The sequence below is a fragment of the Ohtaekwangia koreensis genome, assembly GCF_900167975.1.
GTDB lineage: Bacteria > Bacteroidota > Bacteroidia > Cytophagales > Cyclobacteriaceae > Ohtaekwangia > Ohtaekwangia koreensis.
On sequence record NZ_FUZU01000003.1, the window covers coordinates 869,161 to 886,577 of the forward strand.

10 protein-coding genes are annotated in these 17,417 nt (G+C 42.3%); 6 read left to right on the top strand and 4 right to left on the bottom strand.

Going from position 1 to position 17,417, the window contains the following annotated elements; translation table 11 throughout:
* Nucleotides 1-28 precede the first annotated feature (28 nt).
* The 3 genes from B5Y40_RS22720 to B5Y40_RS22730 form a co-directional block, all read right to left on the bottom strand.
* Nucleotides 29-1,522, bottom strand: a complete 1,494-nt coding sequence (locus tag B5Y40_RS22720) for a RagB/SusD family nutrient uptake outer membrane protein (RefSeq protein ID WP_079689124.1) — start codon at nucleotides 1,520-1,522, stop codon at nucleotides 29-31.
* Nucleotides 1,523-1,531: 9 nt separating this feature from the next.
* Nucleotides 1,532-4,705 (bottom strand): SusC/RagA family TonB-linked outer membrane protein, encoded by a 3,174-nt coding sequence (locus tag B5Y40_RS22725; RefSeq protein WP_159453782.1) that lies wholly within the window; start codon nucleotides 4,703-4,705, stop codon nucleotides 1,532-1,534.
* A gap of 379 nt (nucleotides 4,706-5,084) precedes the next feature.
* A complete protein-coding gene (locus B5Y40_RS22730) occupies nucleotides 5,085-7,565 on the bottom strand; it encodes a glycoside hydrolase family 2 protein (RefSeq protein ID WP_079689126.1) in 2,481 nt (826 codons plus the stop codon).
* 559 nt (nucleotides 7,566-8,124) lie between these two features.
* On the opposite strand from B5Y40_RS22730, the gene B5Y40_RS22735 reads away from it, so the two are divergent.
* Together B5Y40_RS22735 and B5Y40_RS29455 are read left to right on the top strand one after the other, a co-directional pair.
* Nucleotides 8,125-12,255, top strand: coding sequence for a hybrid sensor histidine kinase/response regulator transcription factor (locus B5Y40_RS22735; protein WP_079689127.1), 4,131 nt, complete (start codon nucleotides 8,125-8,127; stop codon nucleotides 12,253-12,255).
* Nucleotides 12,248-12,574: a hypothetical protein gene (locus B5Y40_RS29455; protein ID WP_143785887.1), complete on the top strand. Its 327-nt coding sequence runs from the start codon at nucleotides 12,248-12,250 to the stop codon at nucleotides 12,572-12,574. The genes B5Y40_RS22735 and B5Y40_RS29455 overlap by 8 nt, the downstream gene beginning before the upstream one ends.
* 81 nt (nucleotides 12,575-12,655) lie before the next feature.
* On the opposite strand, the gene B5Y40_RS22740 is transcribed toward B5Y40_RS29455, so the two are convergent.
* Nucleotides 12,656-13,132, bottom strand: coding sequence for a PepSY-like domain-containing protein (locus B5Y40_RS22740; protein WP_079689128.1), 477 nt, complete (start codon nucleotides 13,130-13,132; stop codon nucleotides 12,656-12,658).
* A 214-nt stretch (nucleotides 13,133-13,346) separates the two neighbouring features.
* Between B5Y40_RS22740 and B5Y40_RS22745 the strand changes: the two genes are divergently transcribed.
* The 4 genes from B5Y40_RS22745 to B5Y40_RS22755 all read left to right on the top strand — a co-directional run bounded on the left by B5Y40_RS22745 (nucleotide 13,347) and on the right by B5Y40_RS22755 (nucleotide 17,332).
* Nucleotides 13,347-15,833, top strand: a complete 2,487-nt coding sequence (locus B5Y40_RS22745) for an ABC transporter permease (RefSeq protein ID WP_079689129.1) — start codon at nucleotides 13,347-13,349, stop codon at nucleotides 15,831-15,833.
* A gap of 373 nt (nucleotides 15,834-16,206) precedes the next feature.
* A complete protein-coding gene (locus tag B5Y40_RS29460) occupies nucleotides 16,207-16,425 on the top strand; it encodes a hypothetical protein (protein ID WP_143785888.1) in 219 nt (72 codons plus the stop codon).
* Entirely contained in the window at nucleotides 16,367-16,720 is a 354-nt protein-coding gene (locus B5Y40_RS22750) for a hypothetical protein (protein ID WP_079689130.1), read from the top strand. Before B5Y40_RS29460 ends, B5Y40_RS22750 begins: the two co-directional genes overlap by 59 nt.
* Before the next feature lie 219 nt (nucleotides 16,721-16,939).
* Nucleotides 16,940-17,332, top strand: a complete 393-nt coding sequence (locus tag B5Y40_RS22755) for an SWIB/MDM2 domain-containing protein (protein ID WP_079689131.1) — start codon at nucleotides 16,940-16,942, stop codon at nucleotides 17,330-17,332.
* Nucleotides 17,333-17,417: the final 85 nt, after the last annotated feature.

A 17,417-nucleotide genomic window follows, 5' to 3' on the forward strand; every position in this document is an offset into this window, starting at 1 on the left:
GATAGATATTTACCGATAGCACTCCGTATTATTGCCAAGGCTCATTATTCTGCCAAACGCCTTGCATAATATCCATTTGAGATTGTGGTATAGGCCACAGGTATCCATCAAACTTGCGCTTGCTTCCATTCTGATGATACTGGATTGTTGGGATTACTTGTTCTGCGATTCCCCAACGAATCAGATCATTATAGCGAATGCCCTCATAAGCAAGTTCAACGCGTCTTTCATTGCGAATATTCTCTTGTGTCAATTCCGTTTTAGCAGGCATCTCCACACCGGGCCGTGCACGTACATCGTTCAATGCTTTCAACGCACGTTCATCTGTACCCTGACCGCTTTCAAACATAGCCTCAGCGTATAGCAGCAGTAAATCTGCGTATCTCATTTTTACTATATCCTGATCGCTCAGGTTTGATGAGTTAGCCGTGCGCAAGTTTGGGTCAATCCACTTTTTAAAAGCCATATTCGTAAAAGGTATAGCCCCTTCTGATACACGACCATCATTGGAGAAAGTCCCTGTCTTTGTATTGTTAACCCATGGATCACCGATTTGAAATATAGTCATCTTCAAACGCGGGTCCTTCTCTCCTGTATTCGGATCCTTTACTTCGTATGCGTCTCTCAACTGTGGCGTTGGGAAGACAGACATTCTGCTGCTCACATATTGATCGAGTTGATGATAATCATCCGGTGCAGCATATATAACCGAGAACATGATCTCCGGATTATTCTTTTGCTCATTGAAAAATATACCAGGATAATTTGTGTGCAGTCTGAATGGATTTTGTGGATCGCCAATTAAACTCCATGCCGTCTCCGCTGCCTCGCTGTAGCGTTGATTGTTCATAAGTATCCTAACCTTTAGCATGATGGCGCTACCGCGTACTGCGTGTCCATCCGTATAGGCAGCATTTGGCAAACCGGCTATCGCTATATCTATATCCTGTAAAAGTTGCTCTACAACCTCTGCTTTGGAAGTACGCGGTGTATTCATGTAATCGCTGTTCATATCCTGTGATGTCAACACCAGGGGAACAGCGCCATACAACTGAACCAGTTCATTATAAAAGTAACAACGGTTGAACAGAGCCTCACCTTTATACTTGTTATAGTTAGTTTCTGTTAATATACCTTTTACCTGGTCTATATTGTCCAGGAAATAATTACACTTGGCTATACCGTTGTAACAATCCGACCAGAACTGATTGATCGCACCACCGGTACTGGGGTTTATACCACCCTGCATAATTCCCTGGAACCCGACAAAACTCGATGTTATGATGGCATTGTCGGAGAGACTTTCAATATCAAACGCTATACCACCGGCACCGCGGGCGGACCCAAAAACACTGGTGCGATGCGCAGAGTACGTTGCTGTTAGTGCAGTTTGTGCATCCTGTTCCGTTTTCCAAAACGTTTCCGTACTCAACTGAGTCAAGGGTTCTTTATCCAGAAGATCACTACAAGCTGTGGACAATGTAGCCAAAGCAAAAGCTATATATGCTATTTTATTTTTCATTGATGTCAATTATAAAGTTGCTCTTACGCCAAATGAATATATAGTAGCTTGCGGATAAATAGCCGCACGTGCTGAATTCGTAGCAGTGCGTTCCGGATCTAATCCCTGGAAGAACTTTGTAAATGTCGCCAGGTTGTCGGCAGCCGTATATACTCGCAAGCTTTGTATTTTCACTTTCTGACTCCACGCTGCCGGGAACGTATAGCCCAGCTGTATATTCTTGATGCGCAGGTAAGAAGAGTTGCCTAACCAGAATGTTGAGTTTTGTGAATTGGGAGTATATCCGCTATCAACATATACATGCGGAATGGAGTTTGAAGTTCCTTCACCATCCCACGCGTCAGTCTTCCACCACGTTGGCGGTGCCGATGCCTGATTGAATGGCGAAACGCCCCAACCTGTAACATAAGTCTTTCGTCCATATACACCTTGCACGAAAACACTCAGGTCGAAATTTTTATAGCTGGCGGAAAGATTCATCCCGTAATTAAATTTCGGGAATACTCCTTCTACAGGGCTTCGGTCATAGGTGAGATCGATCCTGCCATCCGGAACACCATCAGGTCCGCTGATATCTTTATACTTCAAGTCACCGGGCTTCGGAGCTATGCTGGTATAGGATGGAACCGGACCACCATCAATCTCTGCCTGATTCTGATATACTCCATCCTGAAGCAGTACATAATAGGTGTTATAGGGAAGTCCTTCCTGGCGGATGTTGACACCGCTTATTTCGCGCGCACCAAAACGAATCAGTTTGTTTCTATACGTTTCGAGATTGGCATTTATGCTATATCCGAAATCGCCAATCTTATTTCTATGTCCTACACTGAATTCCCATCCTGTATTTTGCAATATACCATCATTTATAGTGGGAGCATTTACACCAATGTGATCCGGCACCTGAAGACTTCTCAGAATATCTTTGGTCGTTTTCTTATACCAGTCAACTGAACCAAAAAGTCTTGAGTTGAAAAACGCGAAGTCTAAACCAAAATCCGTAACGGTGGTAGTCTCCCATTTTATATTAGCATTGTTGATTGAACGCCTGCTGATTCCCTGTGACAATGTACCACCGAAGTTATAATCGAGCACTTCATCATCGGGCCCCATGGATATATAGAGTATATCCTGGTATGGATAGTTCCCTATATTCTGATTTCCGAGTTGTCCCCACGATCCGCGAAACTTTAATTCATCCAGCCAAGATATATCTTGCATAAACGCTTCTTCCGATATCCGCCAACCTGCAGATACTGAAGGGAACAATCCCCACCGATTTGATTTCGGAAAACGTGACGATGCATCATATCGGAAACTTGCTTCGAGAAGATATTTACCGGCATAGTCATAATTTACTCTGCCAAAAAAAGATTGAATGCCCCACTCGTAAGCATTGCTGCCGGTAGTTTGACTCGCCGCTGGCGCAGAGGCCAATTCCCAAAGTTCTTTCGATGGAAGTTTTGTACGATATGCATCCAGCCGATCATAGCGATAACTCTCCTGCTGATAACCGAGCAATGCACTTACATTATGAACGGTGGAAAAAGTCTTTTTATAGTTTAACGTTCCAAACAATGTATACTGGTTCTCGCGTGTATTTCGCTGCGCCAGTGATATAGCGCCACCATTCCATATAGCGGCCTGGTTATATACACCATTTGCATCCGGGAAAAATTCATATCCCACAGATGAAACAACCAATGCCTTGGCCATCTCTTCCTCAAAACGCACAGAACCCTTTACCTCTGCTGTGAGTTCATCAAGAATCTTTACATTTATATAGGGACTGAATAACAAATAGCTGTTGACAAATTCTTTGCCACCACCATCGGTAGCGATAGCAATCGGGTTTTTATTGCCTCCTTTATTCTGAAAAGCATACGCGGTAAATCTTCCGCTTCCATCAGCCAGCGTCGGTGTACTGGTTGGTGGCGCTGCATAAGCCGACAACATTTGATCTTCCGAAGTGTTCGCATCGATTAACTGCGGACCTGTATTTCCGGTTGTGATTGCTGTATCATGGCGCTTGCCTCGTGCCATAGAAATATTACTTCCGAATGTTACTCTTCCACCCAAGTTCGTTTTAAAATTAACCTGCGTGTCATATCGTTTATAGTCCGTGGCTAATAACAATCCGGTTTCATCCAGTACGCCTAAACCAACGTTAAACGTAGTGCCCGCTTTACCTCCATTTATACTTAGAAAATGTTTATGGATTGGAGCGCGTCTGATCAAATAAGAAGTCCAGTCTGCGCTGGGATATTGCGCAGGATTGTTTATAGCACCTTGGCGGTATAGTTCAATCTGTTCATCGGTATATCTCCATTGCGTTTGTCTTCCGGAATGATCGATTGCTTTATTCATTAATTCCATATACTCTACGGAATTTGTAACGCGGTCAATTTTTATTGACGGATCCTGTGATGAATAATTATAATTATAGTCTATACTTAATCTTCCCTCTTTACCTTTTTTTGTAGTAACCAGAATTACCCCATTGGCCGCACGTGAACCATATATAGCAGCGGAAGCAGCGTCTTTCAGTACTGATATATCTTCAATTACATTGGGGTTCAATAATTCGAGTTTACCCTCTATACCATCAATCAACACCAATGGATTACTTCCGGCAGAACTAAATGTACCCTGTCCGCGAATACGGATTTGATTACTTTCATCACCCGGCAACCCAGAGTTTTGTGTAATCTGAAGTCCAGGCGTTCTTCCCTGTAAAAGTGAAATTGTACTGGGTGCCTGTCTGCTGGTAATTTCCTCACCTGAAACCGTTGATACAGCAGCGGTCATATTTACTTTCTTCTGTGTGCCGTATCCAACTACAACCACTTCATTCAGGGTTTGTACATCTGCATGTAGTGTAACGTTGATAAAAGTCTTGTTGTCCACAGGAATCTTCTCGGTTTTATAGCCGATGAATGAAAACACCAACGTAGCATTGGGGTTATCTATAGTGAGTGAAAAATCACCATTAGCATCCGTTGAGGTTCCGGTCGCGGTTCCTTCTATCATTATACTCACACCAGGCAACGACTCACCTTCTTCAGAGATGATTTTCCCTGTGACCTGTTGTGCCCACGTGGCGTTACAAAAGAGAAGCAATACTACTCCGATTCCCAGAGAAGTATACATGCGGTCTTTAATCTTGCGTAATAGTTTATTCATACTCTTACTTGTTTTGGTTAGGGGCCGAGGTTCCGGTTTCAAAAATGCTGATGATTGCATCGTTTGAACCATGGCTCAATTTTGCACCGAAACGAGGATTATGAGGGTATAAAAACTGTTCAAATACAGGCAGAAATCGTTCGCAAAACGCTTTTATGAAGATTTTCGGATTGCTGCACACTGAAATGAATAGGATGTAAAACAGGTTTCGCGAAGATGGAAACGCAACCACTTACCATTTCACAATTGATTGGAGTTGGCGAGAAAGACACAAGCACAGATGGGACAATAGACTATATTATATAGTATCTGCATATAGTCATCGCATCCTAAAATCATTATTCGGGACGGCAAGTATAGGCGAGCAAAAAGGTATATATCAGGGAGTAGCTTTCTTTTTGTCTGTCAGATCAAGAAAAACTGTTTGAAGGCCTGGTGATTGGACACAAATTATGTTCTTACCAGAATTTGCTTTTAAGCGGATAATGGCTCTGCCGTTATACGCCTGCACTTTACGTGAGCCAGATGAAGTGCCGAGGTTATCAAACAATTTACCATCGCCCGTCAATGAAAAGTGAATCCACTGATTTGCGTCCAGGCACGGTATATTATTCTCGTCCACTAATTTTGCCTGCACCGTAGCGATATCATTATCATCCTCTATCTTCTCGACAACAAGTTTTGCAGGATTGGTCCACTTTTCCGTTTGATAACGTTGTGTGATCTGATCTTCAACTATCGTTTTGCCTCTACGCGCTACCACCCGAAGTGTATTATTACCTTCTGAAAATGGAACCTTCCATCGCAATCCGGCAGCGGGAAAATCCTGGCTGTTTCTTTTCTTGACTCCATAACTTTTACCGTTTACGAACAACTCCGCTTCTTCACAATTGGAATATACCTTCACCAGTTTTTGTTCTCCGGCTTCACCCCAACGCACGGGCCACGTGTGACTATAGATATATACCATGGGCTTCTCTGACCAATATGATTGAAAGACGTAATAGGATGATTTCGGAGTAAAGTCCCGCTCCACTACACCTTTTTGATTTACATATGGAACCGGGTTTTCAGGACGCACGGGTGTTGAAAAATCTTTGAAGGGCCAGTATGCAGTCCCGGTTAACCAGGGCATGGTCTCTTGTTCTTTTAAATGCCAGTCGATGAGATCGCAAATATAGGTCTCACTCCAGTCACCGTCTTTTGACACACGCGCACTACCACCGTGTAGTGAAGCATCGCCTTTGCGCTCATCTGCGCCAAGCCCGGTATTTATTTTCTTGACTACAGCTTCCGCTTCTTCTGCATGCCTGCCTGCATGACTATCCCCTCCCCACTCTACGTGCAGGAAATGATTTACAGCCTCGAATTCTTTTTTCGATACATCTTTATACTCAGTATAGCGTCCCCTATACCAACCGGCCCAGATCGAGGGCGAGTAAACATCCACTATATCTTTACAGAAATCACACCTGCGAATGGCAGTCTTTCGTGACGAATCCAACGTATGGGCTAATGTATTCAGCTCCTTCATGAAGGTCCGTATCTTCTCTTTATCGAACTCCTCGAAATCACCGGGCCAATCGTTCTCATTTCCCAATCCCCATATAATAACGGATGGGTGATTGTAATGCTGCTCGATCATATTCCGAAGCATTCTGCGTGCTTGTCCTTTATATATATCATTTCCCAAGCCACCGCGGCACCAGGGAATTTCCTCCCAAACAAATATACCCAGGCTATCACACAGGTTCAGCACAATACGCGATTGCTGATAGTGTCCCAGGCGAATAAAGTTTACCCCCATCTGCTTCATTATGATCATTTCCTTGCGGATCATAGACTCAGTCATTGCACCACCCGTACCTGCATGATCTTCATGACGATGCGTTCCTCGTAATAAAAGTCGTTTGCCATTTAAGGTGAAAGGACCATGATCTTCAAATACGAAGGTCCGTATACCTATATTTTCTTCCCGCACATGTATACCTGAAGCAGATATCAGCTTCATCTTGATTTTGTAAAGTGAAGGCTGCGATGGAGACCATAGCGTTGGCTTTTTTAAAGAGGAAGTCCACTCGTATACCGAATCCTTAAAGTCAACGGGAGCTTTATACTGCTGCACTATTTTTCCGGAAGGGTCTACCACTTGTATTTCCAGGTCAGCGTTTGGGAGACGGCTGGGATTGTAAAAGTCAGTTTTCACTTTCAGTGTAGCACTACCTTTATCGTTTACCTGAGATGATACATGAAGCTTATTTATGGAAACGGAAGGTATATATACCAGATTAAGATACCGTATGATCCCTCCGTATAGATTGAAGTCAGAGAGATCAGAAGGAATCATTTGCAGATCTCGCGAATTATCGCAACGAATCACCAAAGGGATTTTTCCGTTGAACGGTTTCCGGAAGGCTTCTTTCTTTTTGAATTCTGCTACGGCATCTGTGATATCAACAGTCCACTCATCGTAGCCTCCCACATGGCTTCCTACCTTCGTAGTATAGATATATACATCAGTCTTCTGCGCGGCCCCTTCAAAATGCAACAGAATTCGTCCTTGTTGATAACGAGGCTCCATGGCGAGTGTAGTGCGATACCACCCTGCACCCTGGTAATAATTTTTATCCGGATCAACCGCGTCTTCTGCGTTAAAGCAATGTGGTAACGTTACTTTTTCCCAATGAGGAACACTTTCGGGAGCGCCTTCAGCGCCAGACCGTACGGCTTCCCAAATGCCACCCAGGTCTCCTTTAAAAAATTCCCAACCGTTATTGAGGCGCGTACTATATTGTTCCTGGGCGAGTACCGGGATACTGGTTAAAAAAAATAATACAATACCGATAATACTTTTCTTCATGCTCTTACACGTCCGTCTCACTATATATACTTCATGTATTCAAATCAAAAACGATTTTAAAGACTAATGATAACCAGTACCATCAGCATTAATACCAGCAAAATCATAGAAACAATTTCTCGGATCTTTGCATCGCGTATCAGCTTATTTTCTTTCCTTTTGATGTACGGCATACCAACGGTTAATTATCACAGGGCAATATTCACTTTCATAATCACTTGGGGGTGGTGTAATTATTCGTTGAGGTAAATAAAACGTTCTAAAGGCTTTTATGCTCCTGTGGTTAGACGAAGATTGACACCTGACACCCTGATCAAATTGTTCACCTTCAAAAAATATTATCCTCCCGCACGAAGTCTCTACTATATATAGCAGTTCGCATAAACACTTTGCTGTCATTCATTTCCGCCATGATGCAGGTGGATAAATTGCTCTACGAGGTGCAAAATCCGTTCGCTCTGCCTCTTTTTAATCCTTTAGCCACTAACTGTGCTTTGCAAATTGACTATCCGGGTAAATATGGCTATTTTCGGTTGCGGCAACGTTTGATCTAACGGACATGAACAAAATCACCACCCATTTCATAGCTCTTTTCTTCCTGTTTTTCTTATCAGGAACAAGTTTGATTCGCGCACAAGGCGTGAACGAATTTACGTTCGATCACCTGACCATTGAAGAAGGACTTTCGCAAAGCACAGTGTTCGCCATTACAAAAGACGCGGATGGCTTTATGTGGTTTGGCACCCGTGATGGTTTGAATCGATATGACTCCAGGACACTTAAGATATATAATCACAACGGTAAGGATACGCGCAGTCTTTCAGGAAGTAGTGTCCATTGCCTGCTGATGGATAGCCAGAAACAACTTTGGGTGGGCACGAACGAAGGACTTAATATATACCACGCTGTAACGGACAACTTTACCAGAAGCAAACTCAACCCGGATTCACATGAAGGCCTTCACAACAATCACGTAGCCGCTATATTAGAAGATAAAAAAGGCGCCATCTGGATTGGTACACATGGTGGCTTGTCCAAAGTTATTTCGAAGGAACCGCTTCAGTTCCAGCATTTCAAACACGATGATTCCGATCCTGCCAGCCTATTGAATGATGAAATTCGTGCACTTTATACGGATCGTCAAGGATTCTTATGGGTAGGCACTACCAAAGGAGTATGCAAAGTTATAGAAGTTGCTCCGGGGAAATATAGCTTTAAAAATTATCCCTTATACTCCACACATATACAAGGAAAAAGCTGGATCAATTGTATTGCCGAAGATGACGGTGGGAATTTATTGATCGGCACCGAGCAGAACGGTATAAAACAACTAAACTTGAAAACAGGTATCATGTCCTCTTTTGAGTTAAAGAACAATACGGGTCGTGCCATCGAAACTGTTCGTGTGATGCAACGGGACGGGCGTACGCTGTTGATAGGAACACTGGAAGGATTATATATCTATAATCTCCATGATGATGCATTTCAACTGTATAAAAACGATCCGGATGATAACTTGTCATTAAGCGATAATTCGATCCGTTCTATCTATAAGGACGAATGGGGTTCGTATTGGATCGGTACATTTTACGGAGGCGTTAATTACTATAGTCCCTTGGCCCGCCAATTTGTAAAAATTAATTTAACCGACCAGCGTAATCAAAAGGTATATAAAATTGCCGGAGCCATGCTAACGGATCCTCACCGTAACCTATGGATCAGTACGGACGGAAACGGTTTGTTTTGTATTAACAGCAAGGGTGAAACCGTAAAACAATTTGTGCATCAGGCGAACAATTCCAATTCGTTAAGTCACAATAAAATTAAATGTTTATTGCTGGATGATGATAAAGGACTATGGATTGGTACAATCAATGGTCTCAACTATTATGATTTTAAAAGTGGAAAATTCGAGCGCTACTTTCATGACGCGAATGATCCGTATTCCCTTCCAGACGATCGCATTTACGACTTGAAGAAAGATTCGCAGGGAAACATGTGGATCGCCAGCTATAGGGGTGGCTTGTGCCTGTTGAACAAAAAGACCAGACGTTTTGAAAAGTTTACCTACAGCCCAAGTGACCCTTCTTCCTTGAGTTCGGATGGGATTACCTATATATATGAAGATTCCGGAAACAACCTGTGGGTTGGTACAGTGTCGGGACTGAACAAAAAACCAAAAGGTTTGAATACATTCGAGCGATTTGTGAACTCCGACAATCAAAACAACATGTACGTGTTGTGTATATATGAAGACAAGCAGAAACGGTTGTGGATAGGTACACGTGATACAGGTCTTAAACTAAAAGTAAAGGGAAGCAACGAATTCAAAACTTTCACAACTGCCAATGGATTGGCGGGTAATTCAGTCAATGGTATACTTGAAGATTCGCGAGGTGTTTTATGGGTGAGTACAGAGAAGGGTCTTTCCAGAGTGGATCCATCTACTTTTGCTATTAAGAACTACAATAAAAATGATGGTCTCATTTGCAATGAGTTTAATTTCAATTCCTTTCATAAAGACACGGATGGCTTCATGTACTTTGGCGGCTACAACGGCATTGTTAAATTTCACCCGGATAGTATTCGGGAAAATACAGCAGTGCCATTGTTGACATTTACCAAGCTGAAGGTATTTAATAAAGAAGTATATATTGATTCATCTGAGAACAGCATTTTGCGTCAAAGTCTCATAAAAACCAACAACCTTGAATTTGCCTATGCGCAAAACGTTTTCTCGGTGGAATTCGCTTCGCTGAATTTTATTCACCCTTCCAAGAATAAATATGCGTATAAATTAAGTGGCTTCGAAGATCAGTGGAATTATGTAAATGAACCAGTGGCCACCTATATGAATCTCAGTCCGGGCACCTATACTCTGCTGGCGAAAGGTTCTAACAATGATGGTATATGGAATGAAGAACCTATACAATTAACCATAACGATCTTACCGCCTATATGGAAGACATGGTGGGCCTATTGCATATATTGTATGATCATACTCGGCTTGGTATATGCGCTGCTGCTCTTCAATAAAATTCGATGGAGGCTGACCCACGATCTGAAGATCGAGCAACTGGAAAAAGAACAGCAGGAAAAATTACATAAGGCCAAGCTCAATTTCTTCACCAACATTGCGCACGAAATCAGAACACCGCTTACCTTGATTGTAAGTCCGCTGGAATTGGCAACAATGCCTGGTGTCAGCGAAACATTCCTACAGAAGCAACTTCAAATTGTAAAATCCAATACCGGCAGACTTACGCGGCTAATCAATCAGCTGCTGGATTTTCAAAAACAGGAATCCGGCAATCTGAAACTCAAACGCACAACGGGAAATATAGTGCAACTGCTGAAAGAAATTGCGTTCTCATTTTCGGAGTATGCTAACGCGCGCAACATTCAACTAGACTTCAATACCGACCTTGACACGATACAACTTAATTATGACCGTGACGAGTTGGAAAAAGTATTTTATAATTTACTATACAATGCTTTCAAGTTTACACCGGGCGGTGGCAAAGTATCAGTTATGGTCTCTGTAACAGGAGGAAAATACTCTCAAGACGGAAAAGAATATGTAAACATTATACTGGAAGATAATGGTATAGGTATATCGGAAGCCGACCTTCCCAAAATCTTTAACCGATTTTACCAGGTTGAAAATACAGGCATACGTGAATCGGGATTTGGTATCGGGCTTGCGTTAACGAAAGGAATTATAGACTTGCATGGTGGTACTATAGCTGTTGACAGTCGTGAAGCAATGCTTAGACAATCAGGGTATACAAGGTTCTCCATTACCTTGCCGATTGAACATCACGCATTCGTGGAAGAACCTTTGATCCATCACCAAGTTATAGCTGAGACCGTTGACCATTCATTTTTACCCTATCACGTTTCCGAAGAACCGGAGAAACAGAAACATGATCATCGCTATTCAATTTTACTGGTAGAAGATAATGAAGAGATCCGGAATTGTCTTAAAAATATAGTATCACCGTATTACTCTATTCTGGAGGCAGGTGATGGCGCAGAAGCTTTAGCCCTTGCAAACCGGTATCTTCCGGATATTGTGATCAGTGATATAGCGATGCCGTTAATGGATGGATTGGACTTTACACGACAGCTTAAGGGTGACGAACGCACGCATCACATCCCGGTTATACTGGTTACTGCACGCGGTGCTACCGAGCACCACATAGAAGGTATTGATACCGGTGCGGATGACTATATTACCAAACCATTTCATAGCCAGATACTGTTATTGAAAATCCGGAATCTGCTTGCTATGCGTGAGCGGTTGAAAAGCAAATATCAAAAGCTCGTTACCCTGGAGCCACGGCATGAAGAAGTAGAAGATCCGGATCATAAGTTCCTGCAGCGTCTGATGAACTTGCTGGATGCAAACATGAATGATCCAGAGTTTAATGTAGCCAAGCTTGTTACAGAAATCGGCATGAGCCGACCCGTGCTCTTTCGTAAGGTAAAAATGCTAACCGGTTTATCTGTTATTGATCTTATCCGTTCAACCCGCTTGAAAAAAGCGGAGATGCTCTTACGACAGAAGAAGATGACTATATCTGAAGTTGCTTTTACGGTGGGCTTTAATGATCCAAAGTATTTCAGCAAGTCATTCCATGCGCAGTTTGGGACAACACCTTCGAAATATATGGAGTCTATTGAATAAGCAGTCGCTATATAATACTATATATAGGAACAAAAATCAATTGTCGGCAGTGTGGCAATGCCTCCGGAGCTTCTACATCAAGTCTTGCCTACCAAGCCTCCTGTTCACTCGCACAGATCACAGACCGGTTGTTGTCCCTTGTGTTTTTTCTACGCTTGCCTTCATCGGCATCGACTTTTACTATGCACTCAGCGATACTATATCAGATATATACATGGCGGATGGTATTTTTACAAATCTGCTCCTGATCGGGTGGATTTACGTTGTGCTTGCAAATAGCAACGAGTTGAAATTGCCAGCCGAGCATGTATATAAATAAAAGCGACTACAGATTGGAAGATGACTAACAATACTGTTTTACCGAAATATCATTAGTCATCTTTATATAGTATAGGCAAGACTAAGAGCTTGCTTTCTTTTTAGCGGCTTTAGCAGGCTTATCAGACTTCTTCTTCTTTACAACTTTTCCGTCACCGCCAAAAACAGTCTCCCATTTTTCCGTATCATTCTTCAAGTCCATTTCATAAGTTATGGTATTGCCCTCCTGTACCTTGTTCACACCGGACACCTTGTAATTGCTATACTCTTTCTTCAGCGTTGCTGTAACAGCAGCAGGAAGCTCACTTTCCTTTATATCAGTTTTATGCTTTACGATTTTCCCTGCATTGTCAAGCCATGCTTTGTGGTCAACGGCACCTATATCAAACTTCACCGTATACGCATCTTGTTTTTTCTCCCACTTTACATCCGTTGCATTCGCAAATTCTTTTTTGAATGAACTCACTATCGCGGGAGGAACTTGTGCTTCCGGAATATCCTGTGCAAAAGATGTTACTGCCCATAGTAACATAGCGGTTATTAATGTTGCTTTTTTCATTAGTATTTCGATTATCAATATACTTCAAAGTAACTGCGCGATTTCCACAAATAAAAATACTATACGTCCGAAAACGACATGTTTCGTTGCGTAAGCGGACGGACTTATACTTAGTATAGATACACAACAAGTGTTTTTAGCTTTAGAACCATGATTTGGATTGTGGCACATATATTGGAAACGCGTTGTTCATCACCTCCCAAATCTTTATTCCATGCTAAAGAATTATCTCACTATTGCGATCCGGAATCTGATTCGAAATAAAGTCTTTTCATTGATCAACATTAGCGGTCTCGCCGTGGGTATGGCCATGTGCTTCGTGATCTATCAATATGTACAATTCGAGCAAAGCTATGATCGCTTTCATGCGCATGCAGACCGCATCTACCGAGTACCCATCGAATATTCCGGAAGCTTTTCATCACAGCCGATCACCGTTACCAACCACCCCGCTATAGGACCCGCGCTGAAAGCCGACTTTCCTGAAGTAGAAGAGTTTGCAAGGCTTGTGAGATTGAATCTCTTTATGAATGCTGCATCGTTGTCCTATGAAAGAAATGCAGAAGATATAGTCGCCTTTAATGAAAGCAAAATATATGTTGCCGATCCATCCTTTCTTACCATGTTCTCTTTCCCTATGAAAGAAGGCTCCGCAGCGACAGCATTAAAAGAACCTCAGTCAGTTGTGCTTACTGCCAGCACAGCCCGTAAATATTTTGGTGATCAATCTGCACTCGGCAAAGAGCTAAAACTCAACGGACAGAATGTATTGAAAGTTACCGGTGTACTGCAAGACCTTCCACAGAATTCACATTTACAATTTGATATCATAATATCCTTTGTCACCATGGGCGAAAAATGGGGCTATGATATCTGGGGATGGCCGGAATTCTATAACTATATCATGCTTACTGAAAATGCAGACCGTAAGCAAGTAGAAGCAAAGTTGCCCGCCTTTACAGAAAAATACCTGGGCGACATCATGAAACAGTATAACTTCAAGTCCATTTTTTTCCTTCAGCCACTCACAGATATACATCTGAAATCGGATTACTCGATGGAGCAGAGTATAAATGGAAGCGAACGCACGGTATATTTCATGAGCCTCCTGGCTATTTTTATATTGGTGATTGCGTGGATCAATTACATTAACCTCTCTACTGCGAAATCCCTTGAACGCTCCAAGGAAGTGGGCTTACGCAAAGTGGTGGGCGCGCATAAGTATCAACTGATTTCACAGTTCTTCTTTGATGCATTCCTGGTAAATCTCCTTGCGCTCTTTATAGCCATGGCGATTATTCCATTCAGCTTATCATTATTAGGTGACGTTGTTGGTAAAGATATATCCAGCTTTGTATACACTTCCGGATGGTGGTACAGCCCTACATTCTGGATGATTGTGCCGGGCGTTTTACTACTGGGTGTATTGCTCGTTGGATTATACCCTGCTATCGTCTTCTCGTCCTTCAGGCCTGCCGTTGTATTGAAAGGTAAATTCTACAAATCGGCTTCCGGCATTATGATCCGTAAATATATGGTGGCATTTCAATATGTACTGTCTATATTCCTTATCGCAGGCACCATTACCATCTACCGCCAATTATCCTACATGGAAAAAACGGACATGGGCTATGCGAAAGATCAGATCCTGGTACTAAAAGCACCGGCTATATTTGATTCTACGTTCAACTCAAAACTACAATACCTGAAGAATGAACTGAAACAATCCCCTTCGATCCGCCAGGTAACGGTGTCTTCAGATATACCCGGCAGTGCTATTACAGACCGGAACAAAATGCGCAAAACCAGTCAGGAATCGAAAGACGGATTCATCACCTATATACAAGGCGTAGATGCCGATTTTGTTTCTACGTTCGATGTACCACTGATCGCAGGCCGCACGTTCACCGAGGGTGAATCGATGAATCCTATATTTCGCCGCAGTGATGGACCGCCCAAGTCGATCAAAGTATTGATTAACGAAGTGGTTGCTGAAAACATGGGCTTCGAAAATGCAGAAGATGCCCTGCATGAAAAGATAGCTTTTGCCTATGGCCAGGGTGAGCATGAAGCCGAGGTGATCGGTATTGTGAAGAATTATCATCAAACGTCTCTCAAAGAAAAATATAAATCGATCCTGTATATCTATCCGGGCGATGTAACCTGGAAATATATAGCGGTCCGTGTCAACACTCAGGACCTGGCCAGTACCATTGCCGCTGTTGAGAAAACTTATCTGCAAACATTTCCGGGTGGTGTATTCGATTACTTCTTTCTGAACGATCACTTTGACCAGCAATATAAAGCCGATCGTCAATTCGCGACCATCTTTACAACGTTTACCCTACTGGCCATTTTTGTTGCTTGCCTCGGGTTGCTGGGACTATCTGTTTTTGCTGCAACACAGCGCACGAAGGAAATCGGAATCAGAAAAGTATTAGGCGCATCATTCACAACCATTCTCCTTTTGTTTTCAAAAGACTCTACACGCATCCTGGTTATATCCTATCTAATAGCGATCCCTGCAGTATATTTTGCTGCGAACAACTGGCTGAACAATTTTGCTTTCCATGTCGGTATGGGTTGGGAGATCTATGCATTGCCGCCTCTTTTCCTGTTGGTGATCTCGGTTGGTACCATCTGTGCTGTATGTTTACGAACGGCCTTCATGAGCCCTTCGCTTTCACTTCGTCAGGAATAACAAGATAATACCGTTGTTGATTATGGTTTAATGGTTATAAAAAACAGCCGGCTTATTTCCCCAAGTAAGCCGGCTTGTCTCGCATGCTGCCAGTGCGTTCCATGCATCGCTCTATGAAAAACAGCGGTCATGACATTGGATGGTCGTTGAAGAGTTGCCACAACTTCACATTATCTCTCACTCATTGGACAGGTAAATATGCCGCATTCATTGGGATTATTGTGTAAACAAGTAACCCCCTACCTAGGCTTCCTGCGCTATATAAAGACAAATCACCCAACGTGTGAAGCGGAAACATACGTGGTCATGTTTATCGCTGGTGGAATTTTCGGAATTATAGGGGTGCTTTATTGGAATATATACGAAGCAGTACATGAATATTGTTTTATTGGTGTCAGTCCATATAGTAACCGGTATCTCCACGGCAGGCATTAACCACATCGGGTTGAAGCTTGCACCGAAAGAATCGGCTATCGTTTACCTGACATGCAAGAATATCATAACTTCAATATTCTCCTCCATTGCTCCTATCCATGCTTGCCGATTTCTTTACGCATCGTTCATTGGAAATAGTGGCTACCTGGAAGAGTGATGCGTTCACCAAGTTCTTCAGACTTGCACTTCTTCACGAATGGAGTTTCCTTTTTTTGATCGCTGCTTTCCTTGCTTTCATTGCTGTCGAACTACTGTTACAGGTTACAGAAGTAGGCGAAGTTCATAAGGATCTGGTTGTAAAAATTATGAGAAGCAATCTTCGAAACAACCTGAAAGATCATTTTCTCATAGGGAATATGATCACTTGGCCAAAACATTTTTGGACGTTGATCAAGAAGCGATCAACACGAAAAAAACTAATTCATCATCATACGCATCACTCTCTCGAATAGCTTGAAACATGCGTCTTGCCTATAATTTCACGTTTTTTCATAGGGGAAATCAATTTTCTCATAGGAGAAATTGATGTTTTTTTCTTTTTTTCTTCCCTCAGATATGTAGTGATTTTGCTTTGCTTACAGAGGGGAAATGTATAGACATTAGGATAATTTAAACTACCTCTGTATTTTCGAAAAGTTAAGTTTAACTATTAACTACAAATTAAAAACGCTATGGCAAAAAAAGCGAAGAAGGCAGCAAAGAAAACTGCTACAAAATCACCTAAGAAAGCTGCTAAAAAAGTAGCTCCGAAGAAGGCTGCTAAAAAGGCGGCTCCTAAGAAAGCTGCTAAGAAGGCAGCCAAGAAATCTGCTCGTAAACCGAACGCAGCATTCATGGCACCTCTTACTCCTAGCCCAGCATTGGCAGAAGTAATCGGTACTAAACCAGTACCAAGAACTGAGATCATTAAAAAGATCTGGGACTACATCAAGAAGAACAAACTTCAAGATGCAAAGAACAGAAGAATGATCAACGCTGATGCTAAACTGAAAACAGTTTTCGCAGGCAAAGGTCAAATTTCAATGTTTGAATTAGCTAAGGTGATTAACAAGCACGTAAAGTAATTCATACCTTGCTGCAAAGTATAAAAGGTCATTTGTCTACGACAAATGACCTTTTGCTTTTGGATGATATATATACTGATCGCAG